Consider the following 14,975-nt stretch of genomic DNA (forward strand, 5'->3'; position numbering starts at 1 on the left):
CCACCCTTTCACTACTCAATTAGTGAAAGGGTGGTGAGGGCGTGGTCGAGTACCGCATCGACCGGCACAGCGGGGTCGCCACCTACGTCCAGATCGTCCAGCAGACCAAGCAGGCCCTGCGCATGGGCCTGTTGCGGCCGGGCGACCGGCTGCCCACGGCCCGCGAGGTCGTGGAGGCCACCGCGATCAATCCCAACACCGTCCTGAAGGCGTACCGGGAGCTGGAGCGCGAGGGGCTGGTGGAGGCCCGGCGCGGGCTCGGCACCTTCGTCCGGCGCTCGCTCGGCGCCGCGACCGCCGACGCCGCGCTCCGCGCCGAGCTGGAGACCTGGACGGACCGGGCGCGCGAGGCGGGGCTGGACCGCGAGGACGTGGCCGCGCTCTTCACCGCCGTACTCGACCAGCGCTTCGCCGTACCCGACGCGCACGCGGCCGAACCCGGCACGCACGTCACCGCGTACGGCACTCGACGCGACACCGAGCACACCCAGCACACCGCGAACTTGCAGGGAGACCCGTCATGACCGACACGGCGCTGAGGGCCGAGGCACTGGGGAAACGGTTCGGCCGGCGGGGGCGCCGGGCGCTGCGGGAGTGCGGCTTCCGGCTGCCCGCCGGGCGGGTGTGCGCCGTCGTCGGCCCCAACGGCGCCGGCAAGTCGACGCTGCTCGCGCTCGCCGCCGGGCTGCTCCCGCCCACCGAGGGCCGGCTGACCGTGCTCGGCACCAGCCCGGCGCAGGCCCGCCCCCGGGTCGGCTTCGTCGCCCAGGACAAGCCGCTCCACCCCCAGCTCACGGTCGCCGAGACGCTGCGCATGGGCGCCGACCTCAACCCCGGGCGCTGGGACGCGGCCTACGCCGAGCGGGTCGTCGCGGGCGGCGCCCTCGACCCCGAGGCCCGTGTCCGCACGCTCTCCGGCGGCCAGCGCACCCGGGTCGCGCTCGCCCTCGCCCTCGGCAAACGGCCCGAACTGCTGCTCCTGGACGAGCCGATGGCCGACCTCGACCCGCTCGCCCGGCACGAGCTGATGGGCACGCTGATGGCGGACGCCGCCCAGCACGGCACCACGATCGCGATGTCCTCGCACGTGGTCGCCGAGCTGGAGGACTCCTGCGACCACCTGCTCCTCGTCGGCGACGGCCGGGTCCGGCTGGCCGGCGACATCGACGACCTGCGCTCCGCCCACCGCCGGATCACGGCCGAGGCCGGCACCGGCCTCGCCCCGCACACCGTGGTCGAGTCCCGCACCACCGGCCGCCAGCTCACCGCGCTGATCCGCCCGGCCGGACCGCTCCCCGGCGACTGGCGCACCTCGGTGCCCTCGCTGGAGGAGCTGGTCCTCGCCCACCTGCGCAACCCCGGGGCCCCCGCCCTGGCCACCGCGGAAGCCGGCGAAGGCGCCGACACCGCCGAAACCACCGAAGCCGTCACCGAGGAGAGTGCCGCGTGACTGTTCTGACCGGACCGGTCGACGCCGTGGCGGCCGCCGGCAGGCCGCGCATGACCCGCTGGGTGGTGCGCCTGCACCGGCCCGCGCTGTTCGCGTGGGCGGGCCTGTTCGCCGTGGTCGCCGGCCTGCTGATCACCCTCGCCGGCCCGTGGGCCGACGCGGCCGCCCAGGGCTGGCGGCACTACGACGCCTGCGACTTCGACCGGCCGTGCAGCTACGACCAGACCGCGATCCTGCGCTACAAGAGCTGGTACAACTACACGACCTACGCCCTGAACGTGCTGCCCTTCCTGGTGGCCGCCTGGGCCGGGGCCGCACTGACCGGCCGCGAACTGGAGTCCGGCACGGCCAGGCTGGCCTGGACCCAGGGCGCCTCCCCGGCCCGCTGGCTCGCGGCCCGGCTGACCGTCCCCGCCCTCGCCCTCACCGCCGGCACGAGCCTGCTGTTCTGGCTGCACCACCGCGCCTGGGCGGCGGGCCGGGGCCGTATCGACACGGCCAAGACCTGGTACGACACGGGGACCTTCCACGCCAACGGACCCACCACCGCCGCCCTGGCCCTCGCCGGGCTCGCGGCCGGCGCCCTGGCGGGCCTGCTGCTGCGCCGAGCGCTGCCCGCGCTGGTCCTCGGCGTGGTCTTCATGTCGGGCGTCTGGGGCACGACCCAGCAACTGCTGCCCCACCTGTGGCCGGCGGTCACCCGGACCGCCCCCGTCACACAGCAGCACGCCGACCTCGGGACCGGGCTCGGCGTCGACCACGGCCTGCTGACCCGCACCGGCGGCCACCTGCCGATGCCCAGCTGCGACTCCGAGGCGGCCTGCGACGCGGCCTACGCCAAGGCCGCGGGCTTCTACAACACCTACCACCCCTACTCCCACTACTGGCCCCTCCAGCTCACCGCCAGCGCCCTCCTCCTGGCCGTCACCGGGCTGCTCGCCCTCGCGTGCTTCCGGGTGCTGCGGCGACAGGTGTCGTAGGGCCAGGCGGGACCCCCGCCCGGTCTCCGGCGGGGCGCTCCCCCCTGGGAGCCGCCCCGCGCTATCCCGCACGTCATGTCTCCGTAACCATTGATTCAGCCAGACTTGCGACGCTCGGCCAATGAAGCCCGCCGTGCCAGAGCCTTCGCCGCCCCCCGAGAGGGCCGCGCCGAACGGGGCCGTGACGCTCCCGCCCGCACGTTCCGACGCGCCCGTCACGCCCATGGCGCGGAAGAATGGGGTCATGAGTCAGCCAGACGCCCAGGCACCTGTCCAGCAGACGCAGCCCCCCGTGGGCTCCATCGCCGCGCACCGCCCGCACACCGTCGCCGCCACGGTCTCCGACCTGGAGCCCGACCTCGATGCCGACCTCGACGACTACGAGGAGGCGCCGGGGGACGGCACCCCCCTGCCCGCGGGCCGGTTCCTGGACCGCGAGCGCAGCTGGCTGGCCTTCAACGAGCGCGTCCTGGAGCTGGCCGAGGACCCGAACACGCCCCTGCTGGAGCGCGCGAACTTCCTCGCGATCTTCGCCAGCAACCTGGACGAGTTCTTCATGGTCCGCGTCGCCGGCCTGAAGCGCCGGATCGCCACCGGCGTCGCCACGCGTTCCGCGTCCGGCCTCCAGCCCCGCGAGGTCCTGGAGATGATCTGGGCCCGCTCGCGCGAGCTGATGGCCCGGCACGCCGCCTGCTACCACGAGGACGTCGCCCCCGCACTCGCGGAGGAGGGCATACACCTCGTCCGCTGGCAGGAGCTGACCGAGAAGGAACAGGCCAGCCTGTTCACCCTCTTCCGGCACCGGATCTTCCCCGTCCTGACCCCGCTCGCCGTCGACCCCGCGCACCCCTTCCCGTACATCTCGGGTCTCTCGCTCAACCTCGCCGTCGTCGTGCGCAACCCGGTCAGCGGCCACAAGCACTTCGCGCGCGTGAAGGTGCCGCCGCTGCTGTCCCGCTTCCTGGAGAGCAGCCCCGGCCGCTACGTCCCCGTCGAGGACGTCATCGCCGCGCACCTGGAGGAGCTGTTCCCGGGCATGGAGGTGCTGGAGCACCACGCCTTCCGGCTCACCCGCAACGAGGACCTGGAGGTCGAGGAGGACGACGCCGAGAACCTGCTCCAGGCCCTGGAGAAGGAGCTCATGCGGCGCCGCTTCGGGCCGCCCGTGCGCCTGGAGGTCGAGGAGTCCATCGACCGCGAGGTGCTCGACCTGCTGGTCCGCGAGCTGAAGATCTCCGAGGCGGAGGTCTATCCGCTCCCCGGCCCCCTGGACCTCACCGGCCTCTTCCGCATCCACAGCCTCGACCGGCCGGAGCTGAAGTACCCGAAGTTCATCGCGGGCACCCACCGCGACCTCGCCGAGGTCGAGTCGGCGTCGGCGCCGGACATCTTCGCCGCCCTGCGCCAGCGGGACGTGCTGCTGCACCACCCGTACGACTCCTTCTCCACCTCCGTGCAGGCCTTCATCGAGCAGGCGGCCGACGACCCGGACGTCCTCGCGATCAAGCAGACCCTGTACCGCACCTCCGGCGACTCCCCGATCGTCAACGCGCTCATCGACGCCGCCGAGGCCGGCAAGCAGGTCCTCGTCCTGGTCGAGATCAAGGCCCGCTTCGACGAGCACGCCAACATCAAGTGGGCGAAGAAGCTGGAGGAGGCCGGCTGCCACGTCGTCTACGGCCTGGTCGGCCTGAAGACGCACTGCAAGCTGTCCCTGGTGGTCCGCCAGGAGGGCGACACCCTGCGCCGCTACAGCCACGTCGGCACCGGCAACTACCACCCGAAGACCGCCCGCCTCTACGAGGACCTGGGCCTGCTCACGGCCGACCCGCAGGTCGGCGCGGACCTGTCCGACCTGTTCAACCGGCTGTCCGGATACTCCCGCCGCGAGACCTACCGCCGCCTGCTGGTGGCCCCCAAGTCCCTGCGCGACGGCCTGATCTCCCGGATCAACAAGGAGGTCGAGCACCACCGCGCGGGCCGTCCGGCCTTCGTCCGCGTCAAGGTCAACTCGATGGTCGACGAGGCCGTCATCGACGCCCTCTACCGGGCCTCCCAGGCCGGCGTGCCGGTCGACGTCTGGGTGCGCGGCATCTGCGCGATCCGCCCCGGCGTCCCGGGCCTGTCGGACAACATAAGGGTCCGCTCCATACTCGGCCGGTTCCTCGAACACTCGCGGGTGTTCGCCTTCGGCAACGGCGGGGAGCCCGAGGTGTGGATCGGCAGCGCCGACATGATGCACCGCAACCTCGACCGCCGGATCGAGGCCCTGGTCCGTGTCGTCGACCCGGCCCACCGGGCGGCCCTGAACCGGCTGCTCGACACCGGCATGTCCGACACCACGGCCTCCTGGCACCTCGGCCCCGACGGCGAGTGGACCCGGCACGCGACCGATGGGGACGGACAGCCCCTGCGCAACGTCCAGGAGATGCTCATAGACGCCCGGAGGCGCCGGCGTGGCACAGCAACACCTTGACCCGACGGACCCCGCGGCGGACGTGGCGACAGGAGAGTCCCTCGCGGCCTATCTGCGCGCCCAGGCCACGGAGTTCCTCCGCGCCCTGCGCCTGCACCGGGAGACCGGCGGCAGCCACCAGGCGAACGGCGCGGAGGAGTCCGTCGACGCGGCACGGCTGCTGCGCCGCTCTGCCCGCCGCATCAGCGGCAACCTGCACACCTTCCGGCCCCTCCTCGACCCCGACTGGTCCGAGGAGATGCGCCCCGAACTGGCCTGGCTGTCCGGCACGTTGGGCCTGGAGCACTCCTACGAGGCCCGTCTGGAACGGCTGTTGCTGGCCCTGCACCGGCTGTCGGGGGCGACCGTGCTCCCGGCCCAGGCGGTGGACGCCGCCCTGGCCGCCGCGCCGCTCCCGGCCGGTGGCGCGGCCGGCACGACGGCCACACAGGAGCGCGGCAACCTCACCGTGGGCGCGGCCAAGGCGGGCGCCCTGCTGGAGCGCCAGCTGACCCTGGCCCGGACCCGCGCCCACTCGACCGCGCTCCAGGCACTGGGGTCCAGCCGCTTTCACGCCGTGGCCGACAAGGTCGCCGTACTCGCCAGCGAGGTGCCCCTCACCCGCACCGCCGCGACGACCGACCTGCGCCCGCCGGCAGCCGCTGCGGAGGAACGGCTGACGGCCGCCATCGGCGCACTCCCCCTGGTCACCGCGGGCCACCCGTACAACGCGGAGGCCCTGGTCCACGGCCTGTCCCCGGACCCGTCCCCGCACCCCCAGGACGGCCCCTGGCACCAGGTCCGGCTGCTGCTGCGCCTGCACCGGTACGCCCAGGAGGTGCTGCATGGGGGCAACTCACCGGTGGACGTGCGGCTGTTGTCGGCGGGGCAGGCGCTGAACCGGCACCGGGACGCCTCGGAGGCGGCGGCCGCGGCGGCGCAGGCGGCCCGTACCCCGCGCATCGCGCCGGCGACGGCGTACGCGCTCGGGGTGCTCCACGCCGACCAGCGGCACGAGGTGGAGGCGGCCCGGTTCGCCTTCCAGCAGGCCTGGCAGCAGCAGACCGTCGGCACGCCCTGACATCCCGCTTGGAGGCGGTGTGAACGACACCTTGGTCCTGGCGGCCGGCTGCGTGCTCTGGCGCCGCTCGCCGGTCGCCGGGGACCTGGAGATCTGCCTGGTCCACCGGCCCAAGTACGACGACTGGTCCCATCCCAAGGGCAAGCTCAAGCGGGGTGAGGACGCGCTCGCCGGGGCGCTGCGCGAGGTCGCCGAGGAGACCGGGTACACGGCCGAGCCCGGCGCCGAGCTGCCCACCATGCGCTATCTGGCCAACGGCCGCCCGAAACAGGTGCGTTACTGGGCGGCACGGGCGGTGTCCGGCCGCTTCACGCCCAACGCCGAGGTCGACCGCATCCTGTGGCTCTCCCCCGCCGCCGCCCGCGACCGGCTCACCCAGCCGCGGGACCGGGACCTGGTGGCGGACGCCCTTCACGCACTGGCCGTGTGAGCCTCCGCGTCGGTACGGGCCTGGCTGCGGGCTCTGCGGGCCGGGCCGCGCCAGCCGCAGACGCAGCGGGCCAGGCAGAAGCGGCCCTGTTCCGTCGTAGAAGTGAGGTGCTCCCGCCGGACGCGCTCCGGCCCATCCTGCTGCGCCACGACGTCAACGGTACTCCCGCGCTTCCCTTACGCCCTCCGTGCGCCCGCCCTCGCGCGTGACGGTGCCCCCCTACCCGTCGTTAACCGGAACGACTGGGGCCCGTGACGGACGTACCGGCTTGGGGGTAGGCAGGCGATGGATCGGCGGCAGCAACAGCACAGTCACCTGGGCGGGACGGTCGTCGCGGTCGGGGTCCTGCTCGGCCTCGCGGCGGGTGCCACGGGCTGTTCGGACAGCCGGGCCGCCGCCGACGACGTGAAGGGCGCGGGCGATCCGGTCGCCCTGCTGCGGCGGACCGCCGACACCCTGGGCGGCGCGGGCACCTCGAAGGCCACCACCTCCATGGAGATGGCCGCCGGCGGCACCCGGGTCACCATCCGCGGCAAGGGCGTCTACGACTACCGGCACCGGCTGGGCCGGCTCACCGTCGTCCTGCCCGAGGATCCCGCCGGCGCCGCCGAGCACCAGCCCATCACCGAACTGCTCGCACCCGGCGCCCTGTTCATGAAGAACCGGGGCGCGGGCGTGCCCGCCGACAAGTGGGTGCGGGTGGCCACCGCCTCTGTGGCCGACGGCAACCTGGTCACCGGTGGCGCGACCGACCCGTACGCGGCGGCCGAGGTGCTGCGCGGCACCCGTACGGCGGCCTACGCGGGCCGCACCGAGGTCGGCGGCACCCCCGTACGGCACTACCGGGGCACCGCGAATCTGGCCGACGCGGCCCGCAGCGCCTCCGCCGCGAACCGGGCGGCCCTGGGCGCGGCAGCGAAGGGGTTCGCCACGGCCGAGGTCCCGTTCGACGTCTATCTCGACGACCAGGGCCGGATCCGCAAGCTCCGGCAGCGCTTCAGCTTCGTCAACGGCCGGCAGAAGACCCCGGTGGCGGTCGCCTCGACGACGCTGCTGTACGACTTCGGCACCCCGGCCGAGGTGCGGCTGCCGCACGCGCAGGACATCTACGCCGGCCGGATCGCGGAGGAGGCCGGCACGGACACCGGCGAGAACAAGCCATCCCGGGAAGCCACCCGGGAACCCTCGAACTAGCCCGCCGGGCCATCCGGGGACTAGCCCGTCCGTGCCATGCGCGGTGTGTAGAGCGCTGCCTACTCTAGGAAGTCGGTGACGGCAGAGAAGAGGTGAGGCGGGTGGCTCCGGTCGGCGGGACGGCGGTTCAGGACCACGTGGCCCTCGCCGAGATCGAGCTGTGCGGAGAGCTGATCATCGCGGCGTCGGCCGCCGAGGACCGGCTCAGCCTGGAGAGCATCGACGAGGTGCTGCGGGTGTACGAGGAGCGTGAGCGCGAGCGCGGGTGATCAGGTGCGCAGGAGGCGGCCGATCGCCTTCGTCGCCTCGTCCACCTTCGCGTCGATCTCGTCACCGCCCTTGAGCGCCGCGTCGGCCACGCAGTGCCGCAGATGCTCCTCCAGCAGCTGGAGCGCGAAGGACTGGAGGGCCTTGGTGGAGGCCGAGACCTGGGTGAGTATGTCGATGCAGTACGTGTCCTCGTCCACCATCCGCTGCAGCCCGCGGATCTGCCCCTCGATCCGGCGCAGCCGCTTGAGGTGCTCGTCCTTCTGCTTGTGGTAGCCGTGCGTGGCAGGGGCGTCGTGGCAGGTTCCCTCGGCGGCCGTACCCTCGGCGGGAGCCGGGGCGCCGGCCTCGGTCGTCGTCATCGCTGGCCTCCGTCTGGGTCACGATCTTGGTCACAATTGCGTTCACATACCCCTACTGGGTATATGGTAACGAATTTTGCTGGGTATGGGGCCCTTGGTACGCCCCCGTGCTGATCACTGTGCCTGATGGGCGACACTGGGATGCGGCCCGATAGCCGTGGCCGGATGATGCGCCTAGCATCAGCCTGACCGAAACCGAAGCACCCCGAGGACCCCACGTGCGCTTTCGTCTGACCCCCAGGGAGACGAGCTTCTACGACATGTTCGCCGCATCCGCGGACAACATCGTCACGGGCTCGAAACTCCTGATGGAACTGCTCGGGGCGGACGGACCTGCCCGAGCCGAGATCGCAGAGCGTATGCGGGCCGCGGAACACGCGGGTGACGACGCCACTCACGCGATCTTCCACCAGCTGAACTCCTCGTTCATCACGCCGTTCGACCGCGAGGACATCTACGCCCTCGCCGGGTCCCTCGACGACATCATGGACTTCATGGAGGAAGCCGTCGACCTGGTCGTCCTCTACAACGTCGAGGAACTGCCGAAGGGCGTCGAGCAGCAGATCGAGGTGCTGGCCCGGGCGGCGGACCTGACGGCGGAGGCGATGCCGAACCTCCGCACGATGGACAACCTCACCGAGTACTGGATCGAGGTCAACCGGCTGGAGAACCAGGCGGACCAGATCCACCGCAAGCTGCTGGCCCACCTCTTCAACGGCAAGTACGACGCGATCGAGGTGCTCAAGCTGAAGCAGATCGTGGACGTCCTGGAAGAGGCGGCGGACGCGTTCGAGCACGTGGCGAACACGGTGGAGACCATCGCCGTCAAGGAGTCCTGAGGCGTCGATGGACACCTTCGCCCTCATCGTGACCATTCTGGTCGCGCTCTTCTTCACGTACACGAACGGCTTCCACGACTCCGCGAACGCCATCGCGACCTCGGTGTCGACCCGCGCCCTCACCCCGCGCGCGGCCCTGGCGATGGCCGCGGTGATGAACCTGGCCGGTGCCTTCCTGGGCTCCGGCGTCGCCAAGACGGTCTCCGAGGGCCTCATCGAGACGCCCAGCGGCGGGACCGGGATGGGCATCCTGTTCGCGGCCCTGATCGGCGCGATCGTCTGGAACCTCGCCACCTGGTACTACGGCCTGCCGTCCTCCTCCTCCCACGCCCTGTTCGGCGGTCTGGTGGGCGCGGCGCTGGCGGGCGGCACCGGTGTGCACTGGAACGGCGTGATCGACAAGATCATCATCCCGATGGTGCTGTCCCCGGTGGTCGGCCTGATCATCGGCTACCTGGCCATGCTGGCGATCATGTGGATCTTCCGCCGGGCCAACCCGCACAAGGCCAAGCGCGGTTTCCGCATAGCGCAAACGGTGTCAGCCGCCGGAATGGCCCTCGGCCACGGCCTCCAGGACGCCCAGAAGACCATGGGTGTGGTGGTGATGGCCCTGGTGATCTCCGGCAACGAGACCTTCGGCGACCCGATCCCGGTCTGGGTGAAGATCATCTCGGCGGTGATGCTGTCGCTGGGCACCTACGCCGGCGGCTGGCGCATCATGCGCACCCTGGGCCGCAAGATCATCGAGCTGGACCCTCCGCAGGGCTTCGCCGCGGAGGCCACCGGCGCGTCGATCATGTTCGGCACGGCGTTCCTCTTCAAGGCGCCGATCTCCACGACCCACGTCATCACCTCGGCGATCATGGGCGTCGGCGCGACGAAGCGCGTCAACGCCGTCCGCTGGGGCGTGGCCAAGAACATCGTCCTGGGCTGGTTCATCACGATGCCGGCCGCCGCGCTGGTCGCCGCGCTGGCCTTCGGCGTGGTCAAGCTGGTGGCGCTGTAGTTCCTTTCCCGCCCACCCGCCCACCCGTCTCGGTCAGCTGACAAGCCGACCAAGAGGGTGGGCGGTTCGCTGTCCGGGACGCGGCCGGATCAGTGCCGGTCGGCCGACGGTTGGCCGATCTGGGCCAGTGACGCCCGGCGAAGCCCCTGTCACGGCCGTCCGGGCCGGCCCAGACGTGCCAATCGCCGGCATCGAAACCCGTCTTGGTCTGCGGCCGAGGGGTGCGCCCTGCGGATCGGGCGGGGCGTCAGTCGGCGTACTGCGGGTAGCAGGTGGGCTTCGGGGCGGTCTGCTCGTCGGTGAGCGCCGGCACCGTGAGATTGCCGGTGACCAGCACGTCCTGGTTGCACCAGGAGCCGCTCAGCTCCACGGACCAGCCGCCGGCCTCCATCTCCCAATCGGCGTCGGAGAGCTTCACCACGACACCGCTCCCGCAGATGAACGCCCGGGACGCCTGCGAGACGATCCACTCGGCCTTCCTGATTTCCGTCGCCCCGTCGTTGTGACACCTCTCCGCCATCCTCCAGAGCAGGCGCCACCCGACACCGGGAGTCAGTGGCCCCACGTAGGCGAGCTGCTGATCGTCCACGAGCGTGGTCGCGTAACCGAAGACGGGCCCGAAGAGGGAGAAGACGGTCACCCGTCCCCGGCCCTTGGTTCCTTCAGCAGTTGCCATGAAAACTCCCTTTTCGCCCCCTGGAGTCCCCGACCGCGAGAACGGGGACTCCAGGAGCTGGCACTGACAGTGGCCGGTATCAGCAGCAGGGACCGTCGCCGCAGCACGTCGGTTCATTGCAGTCGGCCTTGGTGCCCCACAGGGACTCGTCGACCTTGTAGCCGTGGGCGCGCATCCTGGCCACGACGTCCGCCATCGTGGCCCTGTCCCTGTATCGGGACTTCGGGGCGTGGTGGATGAACCGGCCGTAACGCGTGTGACAGAACTCGGCGTACTCCTCGGTGTGGAGCATGAACGTATGCCACCCCGGGTCCACGACGGCGGAGGGCGACATGCCCTCGCCAGTCCGGCCCATGACGTCCACGAACGCCAGGGCCTCGGTCATGATCCGCTCGGCCATGGACCGCTCGTGCCCGTATTCCTCGGCGCAGAAGTCGGCCAGCCGCGCGAACAGCTCGGGCGTGACAAGGTCCCGGCCGTGCCGCAGGGCGACGGTCGGCGTTTCAGGTGCCATGGTCATTTGGGAGTCCTCTCTTGCGCGACTGCGCCTTGCCGCTGTGAGTGACCGTCGGACGCGTGATCGCGGATGTTCGTGGCGTGCTTGGCGGCTTGCGTGATGTCGCCGAGCCCCTTGGCCGCGTTGAGGCGCTGCCACTCGGACTGGCAGGTCTCGCAGTCAGCGACAGGAGCGCAGTCCAGGAGCCAGGCATGGAAGCCGATGGGAAGATCAACGGGACGCGGGTCGGGGTAGGTCTGCCGGATTCTGGCCATGGCGCCCAGGCTGGAACGGTGGGGGCCTTGGGGTCGACGAACTTCTACGGACTTGCGCGGTGGTTACGCAAGGGCATCGATGGCAGCAGTGATGAGCGCTCTGGCCCGTACGCCGTACAAAGCGATGGCGGACAGCTCCGCGAACGTCTTGGAGTACTCGGCGATCTCACCAGGCTGGGTGACCGTCAGGTGAGCAGAGACGAGTTCCACGTTGACCTGGGCGTCGTCGTACATGGTGAACGACTCGACGGGCCAACCGGCACCGCGGGGCGTGCCGAGTGGAATGACGCCCAGGCTGACCGAGGGCAGCGAAGCGACAGAGATGAGATGGCCGAGTGCTCCGGCCATGGTGTCGCTGTCGCCGATGACCGTTCGCAGTACCCACTCCTCGACGAGCATCGCGAACCTGCGGTCACCGGAGCGCAGGATGCGCTGGCGGTCCATACGGACGGCTACGGCGTCATCGATGTCGTCGGGCACGTCCCGCAGCTGGGCCACGGTGCTCAGCACGGCTCGCGTGTACGCGTCCGACTGGAGCAGTCCTGGGATCACCCACGACTGGTAGACGCGGAAGCGTCGCGTGCGCTCGAACAGAGGCGCCACTGATTGCTGGGCGCGCTTCAGTCCCGCCCGCTCCATACGCCGCCACTGGATGTACGCACCTTCTATACCGCGTGCAGTGGCGATGAGGTCGGCCGTCTCACCCCTGGCAGCACAGTGGGCGGTGTACGTGCGGATGTCAGCATCGGACGGCAGCGTGTGCCCATTCTCAAGACGCGAGCATTTGGACTCATGCCAGCCGGCACGTCGTGCCAGTTCCCGCGACGTGAGGCCGGCGTCCTTGCGGATCTCGCGCAGACGCCGGCCCAGAGCCTGCCGTGCTTGCTTCACGCTGGATGAGGACACGCTGGAGATGGTGGCTCAGGTCAGCGGGTAGTCCGCGTGCGGTACTGCCAGGGACCAGACGGCCTCGAACGCGTCCGCACACAGTTTCACCACGGCCGGATCGTCAGTGAACTCCTCGTCATCAGGCGCGAGTTCACCATCTCCAGCGAAATGGTGGAAGACCAATGAGCTGTCATCGAACAGCCAGAAGTCGTTTCCCGGCAAGGCCAGCCCGGAGGCACGGCGGCGGGGCAACCAGCGAACCTGCTCGCCTGCGGCGAGGGTGGGACCGGTCAGGTGGTGCTCGAAGCTGATGTAGTCCGACACCGGCTCCGACACGATCCGCGCCCTCCGCACCTCGACCCCCTGGCCCACCAGGTCGGCGATCAGTCGCAACCACGGCCGACGCTCAGGGTCACTGTCGGCCGGGTCGTTCCTGACGCCCTGCTGCCAGGCAACGAAACGGGGATCGGAACGCATGTAGCCGTCGCGCATCTCCAGGTGCACGGCAGCACGGGTGCAGCGCCGAAGCCGTTCCTCAAGCGTCGGCATCGCCACCGCTGTTCACCTCCAGAAAGAACTGCACCATGCGTCGGGGGATCTCTACGACGTCTTCGTGACCGGGCAGATCCAACTGCGAGCGCCTGTCCTCATCGGTCACCTTCCAGCCCTGGACCAGGTAGGTGTCCTTCTCATCGTCGAGGTACACGGTCGGCGACTTGCCCTCAGGACTCTCGGGGTCCTTGCCCAGCTTGCGCAACGTCATGCCTGGCCTCCTTTGACCGTGATGGGCGATCGCTTGAACGAGCTTGCAGGCCAGAACGCCGCCACCACCACGAACTTGCACGAACTTCTACGAGGCTCTGCCCCCTGCCGCGTAGCGGATGAACTCCGTCCAGGTGGAGGAGGTAATGGTGAGCTGGAGGCCACCGGTGTCCTTCGAGTCGCGGACGTGGATCGCGGTGGGGGTGGTGGCTATCTCGACGCAGTTCGAGCCGTCGGGGCTGTAGGTGGATTTCCGCCAGGTGAGGGATGGCATGGTTACTCCTTCACAGGTCCTGGATGCGGTGGCTGACGAAGTCGCGCGTCCTGGCGCGGCTGAGCGCACAGGACTCCATGCGGTTCAGCACCGCGCGGTACTTGTTCAACTGAGCTTCGGCATCGATGAATTCACAGGCACCGTGGTAGGAGTCCAACTGGACGGTGTCGAGCTGTGGGACAGGACCCTCTACGTAGTCGAAGGGCTGACCGGTGGCCGGGAAGTGGTCCGCCTCGAAGGGGATCACCCGCACGGTGACATGCGGCAGTTCACTCATGTCGAGCAGGTGCTTGAGCTGGCCACGAACCACGGCGGGGCCACCGAAGTTCATGCGGAGTGCCGTCTCATGAATGATCGCCGTATACGGAGGCGGATCTGCCTTGTGCAGAACCCCCTGCCGTTTCATTCGGTGGGTAAGACGGTGTTCGATCTCGTACTGGCGCATCGACGGCGCCGCCGACTGGAAGAGAGCGCGGGCGTGATCGGTCGTCTGGAGCAGCGCCGGGATATGGATCATCAGCGCCACGCGAAGCGCGGACGCGTAATGTTCCAGCTCCGCCAGATCGACCAGAGCCACCGGCACGTGCCCGCGGTACTCCTCCCACCAGCCACGGGCGCGCCGTCCTGTCATCGCGGCAAGAGCGTCGATGAGTGCTTCGTCCACGCAGTCGTAAACATGGACCATGGAGCGCAGCCAGTCGGCGCTGATGGGAGTGCGGCCGGTCTCGATCATGCTTACGCGCGCTTGGTTGACGCCTAGGAGTTCGGCGGCGCCGGTAGCGGTGAGTCCTGCTCGCTCCCGGAGTTTGCGCAGCTCTGCGCCCAGCCGGCGCTGTCGGAGCGACGGACTGTTGGTGGGCGGCACGGAGTCTCCTTCCTGGCCGCGGCGCGGCGTAACGCTCCCTCACACGAGTGAAGAGTGGACGGATCTTACCTATTCCGTTAGATGCATCTAACCATCTGCTCTACCGTAATCACGTACCGCTCAACTCCCTCCACCTCTAAGCCGGAAGCGCACCTACCCCAGGCAGAGCCACCGCCTTGACGTGGTCAGTTGAGCGAACCCAAGCCCCTTCTCTCGTCGGAGGTCTTCATGGGCACCGTATCCCTGCCCGACACCTGGGTGTACGCCCTTCGTCTGCCCCACGATCCCCGCGCGGCACGCGTCGCACGTACGACCGTGCGGGCCGTCCTGAACGGGCACGGCAGACACGAAGTCCTGGACCGGGTCGAACTGTTGACGTCCGAGCTGGTCGGCAACGCCTATCAGCACACCAACGGGCCCGCCTCGCTACGGCTCACCGCGCTCGCCGACGGCCGGATTCGGATCGGAGTGTGGGACAGGCACCCGAACATCCCCGCCCCCTTCGGGGAGCCTCCCTGGGATCGGGTACCGCATGCGCCGGTGAACGCGGAGCAGGGACGCGGACTGCACCTCGTACAGGAATACGCCGATTCATGGGGCGGACTCACCCTCGGGGACAGTCCGCTGGACCGAGGCGCCGGGAAGCTGCTGTGGTTCGAGGTGGGCGCCTGACAG

General features: G+C 70.1%; 21 protein-coding genes. 11 read left to right on the top strand and 10 right to left on the bottom strand.

Features of this window, described 5'->3' with window-relative positions:
* Positions 1–41: 41 nt before the first annotated feature.
* From AC4OXY_RS24620 to AC4OXY_RS24645, 6 genes are all read left to right on the top strand, one after another.
* Complete coding sequence (locus AC4OXY_RS24620) at positions 42–524, top strand: GntR family transcriptional regulator (RefSeq protein ID WP_376295477.1); 483 nt, start codon at positions 42–44, stop codon at positions 522–524.
* Positions 521–1,450 carry an ABC transporter ATP-binding protein gene (locus tag AC4OXY_RS24625; RefSeq protein WP_356020503.1) on the top strand — a complete coding sequence of 310 codons (930 nt, stop codon included), beginning with the start codon at positions 521–523 and terminating at the stop codon, positions 1,448–1,450. Before AC4OXY_RS24620 ends, AC4OXY_RS24625 begins: the two co-directional genes overlap by 4 nt.
* A complete protein-coding gene (locus tag AC4OXY_RS24630; RefSeq protein ID WP_491991084.1) occupies positions 1,447–2,430 on the top strand; it encodes an ABC-2 membrane transporter-related protein in 984 nt (327 codons plus the stop codon). Before AC4OXY_RS24625 ends, AC4OXY_RS24630 begins: the two co-directional genes overlap by 4 nt.
* 244 nt (positions 2,431–2,674) lie before the next feature.
* Positions 2,675–4,906, top strand: coding sequence for an RNA degradosome polyphosphate kinase (locus AC4OXY_RS24635; RefSeq protein ID WP_376295474.1), 2,232 nt, complete (start codon positions 2,675–2,677; stop codon positions 4,904–4,906).
* A complete protein-coding gene (locus tag AC4OXY_RS24640; protein WP_376295472.1) occupies positions 4,887–5,966 on the top strand; it encodes a CHAD domain-containing protein in 1,080 nt (359 codons plus the stop codon). The genes AC4OXY_RS24635 and AC4OXY_RS24640 overlap by 20 nt, the downstream gene beginning before the upstream one ends.
* A 19-nt stretch (positions 5,967–5,985) precedes the next feature.
* Positions 5,986–6,396, top strand: a complete 411-nt coding sequence (locus AC4OXY_RS24645; protein WP_356020511.1) for an NUDIX hydrolase — start codon at positions 5,986–5,988, stop codon at positions 6,394–6,396.
* Here the strand turns inward: AC4OXY_RS24645 and AC4OXY_RS24650 are convergent.
* Positions 6,378–6,545, bottom strand: coding sequence for a hypothetical protein (locus AC4OXY_RS24650; RefSeq protein WP_356020514.1), 168 nt, complete (start codon positions 6,543–6,545; stop codon positions 6,378–6,380). The genes AC4OXY_RS24645 and AC4OXY_RS24650 overlap by 19 nt on opposite strands.
* 136 nt (positions 6,546–6,681) lie before the next feature.
* Here AC4OXY_RS24650 and AC4OXY_RS24655 point away from each other — a divergent pair, with 136 nt between their 5' ends.
* A complete protein-coding gene (locus tag AC4OXY_RS24655) occupies positions 6,682–7,590 on the top strand; it encodes an SCO4651 family lipoprotein (RefSeq protein ID WP_356020516.1) in 909 nt (302 codons plus the stop codon).
* 101 nt (positions 7,591–7,691) lie between these two features.
* Entirely contained in the window at positions 7,692–7,859 is a 168-nt protein-coding gene (locus AC4OXY_RS24660) for a hypothetical protein (protein WP_356020627.1), read from the top strand.
* Here AC4OXY_RS24660 and AC4OXY_RS24665 read toward each other — a convergent pair whose 3' ends face one another.
* On the bottom strand, positions 7,860–8,219 hold the full coding sequence (locus AC4OXY_RS24665; RefSeq protein ID WP_356020518.1) for a metal-sensitive transcriptional regulator: 360 nt from the start codon (positions 8,217–8,219) through the stop codon (positions 7,860–7,862).
* Between the two features lie 218 nt (positions 8,220–8,437).
* Between AC4OXY_RS24665 and AC4OXY_RS24670 the strand changes: the two genes are divergently transcribed.
* Positions 8,438–9,058: a DUF47 domain-containing protein gene (locus AC4OXY_RS24670; RefSeq protein WP_071380744.1), complete on the top strand. Its 621-nt coding sequence runs from the start codon at positions 8,438–8,440 to the stop codon at positions 9,056–9,058.
* 7 nt (positions 9,059–9,065) lie between these two features.
* A complete protein-coding gene (locus AC4OXY_RS24675; RefSeq protein WP_356020521.1) occupies positions 9,066–10,064 on the top strand; it encodes an inorganic phosphate transporter in 999 nt (332 codons plus the stop codon).
* Between the two features lie 247 nt (positions 10,065–10,311).
* Here AC4OXY_RS24675 and AC4OXY_RS24680 read toward each other — a convergent pair whose 3' ends face one another.
* The 8 genes from AC4OXY_RS24680 to AC4OXY_RS24715 form a co-directional block, all read right to left on the bottom strand.
* Complete coding sequence (locus AC4OXY_RS24680) at positions 10,312–10,740, bottom strand: hypothetical protein (RefSeq protein WP_491991085.1); 429 nt, start codon at positions 10,738–10,740, stop codon at positions 10,312–10,314.
* A gap of 79 nt (positions 10,741–10,819) precedes the next feature.
* A complete protein-coding gene (locus tag AC4OXY_RS24685; RefSeq protein ID WP_376295466.1) occupies positions 10,820–11,260 on the bottom strand; it encodes a glycine-rich domain-containing protein in 441 nt (146 codons plus the stop codon).
* Complete coding sequence (locus AC4OXY_RS24690; protein WP_356020527.1) at positions 11,257–11,511, bottom strand: hypothetical protein; 255 nt, start codon at positions 11,509–11,511, stop codon at positions 11,257–11,259. Before AC4OXY_RS24690 ends, AC4OXY_RS24685 begins: the two co-directional genes overlap by 4 nt.
* Before the next feature lie 63 nt (positions 11,512–11,574).
* Positions 11,575–12,426 carry a helix-turn-helix domain-containing protein gene (locus AC4OXY_RS24695; RefSeq protein WP_362817016.1) on the bottom strand — a complete coding sequence of 284 codons (852 nt, stop codon included), beginning with the start codon at positions 12,424–12,426 and terminating at the stop codon, positions 11,575–11,577.
* Positions 12,427–12,432: 6 nt separating this feature from the next.
* On the bottom strand, positions 12,433–12,948 hold the full coding sequence (locus AC4OXY_RS24700) for a DUF6879 family protein (RefSeq protein WP_356020622.1): 516 nt from the start codon (positions 12,946–12,948) through the stop codon (positions 12,433–12,435).
* Positions 12,935–13,162 carry a hypothetical protein gene (locus tag AC4OXY_RS24705; protein ID WP_071377625.1) on the bottom strand — a complete coding sequence of 76 codons (228 nt, stop codon included), beginning with the start codon at positions 13,160–13,162 and terminating at the stop codon, positions 12,935–12,937. Before AC4OXY_RS24705 ends, AC4OXY_RS24700 begins: the two co-directional genes overlap by 14 nt.
* Positions 13,163–13,249: 87 nt before the next feature.
* Positions 13,250–13,435, bottom strand: a complete 186-nt coding sequence (locus AC4OXY_RS24710) for a DUF397 domain-containing protein (protein WP_402062519.1) — start codon at positions 13,433–13,435, stop codon at positions 13,250–13,252.
* A gap of 10 nt (positions 13,436–13,445) precedes the next feature.
* Positions 13,446–14,300: a helix-turn-helix domain-containing protein gene (locus tag AC4OXY_RS24715; protein WP_402062517.1), complete on the bottom strand. Its 855-nt coding sequence runs from the start codon at positions 14,298–14,300 to the stop codon at positions 13,446–13,448.
* Between the two features lie 228 nt (positions 14,301–14,528).
* Between AC4OXY_RS24715 and AC4OXY_RS24720 the strand changes: the two genes are divergently transcribed.
* A complete protein-coding gene (locus tag AC4OXY_RS24720) occupies positions 14,529–14,972 on the top strand; it encodes an ATP-binding protein (RefSeq protein ID WP_402062514.1) in 444 nt (147 codons plus the stop codon).
* The last annotated feature ends 3 nt before the right edge of the window (positions 14,973–14,975 follow it).

This window comes from Streptomyces sp. HUAS MG56, from assembly GCF_058673395.1.

Excerpts from the sequence above, each read along its gene's own strand:
- AC4OXY_RS24680 (WP_491991085.1), bottom strand. The coding sequence starts at position 10,740 with ATGGCAACTGCTGAAGGAACCAAGGGCCGGGGACGGGTGACCGTCTTC.
- AC4OXY_RS24705 (WP_071377625.1), bottom strand. The coding sequence starts at position 13,162 with ATGACGTTGCGCAAGCTGGGCAAGGACCCCGAGAGTCCTGAGGGCAAG.
- AC4OXY_RS24710 (WP_402062519.1), bottom strand. The coding sequence starts at position 13,435 with ATGCCATCCCTCACCTGGCGGAAATCCACCTACAGCCCCGACGGCTCG.
- AC4OXY_RS24665 (WP_356020518.1), bottom strand. The coding sequence starts at position 8,219 with ATGACGACGACCGAGGCCGGCGCCCCGGCTCCCGCCGAGGGTACGGCC.
- AC4OXY_RS24700 (WP_356020622.1), bottom strand. The coding sequence starts at position 12,948 with ATGCCGACGCTTGAGGAACGGCTTCGGCGCTGCACCCGTGCTGCCGTG.
- AC4OXY_RS24655 (WP_356020516.1), top strand. The coding sequence starts at position 6,682 with ATGGATCGGCGGCAGCAACAGCACAGTCACCTGGGCGGGACGGTCGTC.
- AC4OXY_RS24720 (WP_402062514.1), top strand. The coding sequence starts at position 14,529 with ATGGGCACCGTATCCCTGCCCGACACCTGGGTGTACGCCCTTCGTCTG.
- AC4OXY_RS24675 (WP_356020521.1), top strand. The coding sequence starts at position 9,066 with ATGGACACCTTCGCCCTCATCGTGACCATTCTGGTCGCGCTCTTCTTC.
- AC4OXY_RS24635 (WP_376295474.1), top strand. The coding sequence starts at position 2,675 with ATGAGTCAGCCAGACGCCCAGGCACCTGTCCAGCAGACGCAGCCCCCC.
- AC4OXY_RS24625 (WP_356020503.1), top strand. The coding sequence starts at position 521 with ATGACCGACACGGCGCTGAGGGCCGAGGCACTGGGGAAACGGTTCGGC.
- AC4OXY_RS24690 (WP_356020527.1), bottom strand. The coding sequence starts at position 11,511 with ATGGCCAGAATCCGGCAGACCTACCCCGACCCGCGTCCCGTTGATCTT.
- AC4OXY_RS24685 (WP_376295466.1), bottom strand. The coding sequence starts at position 11,260 with ATGACCATGGCACCTGAAACGCCGACCGTCGCCCTGCGGCACGGCCGG.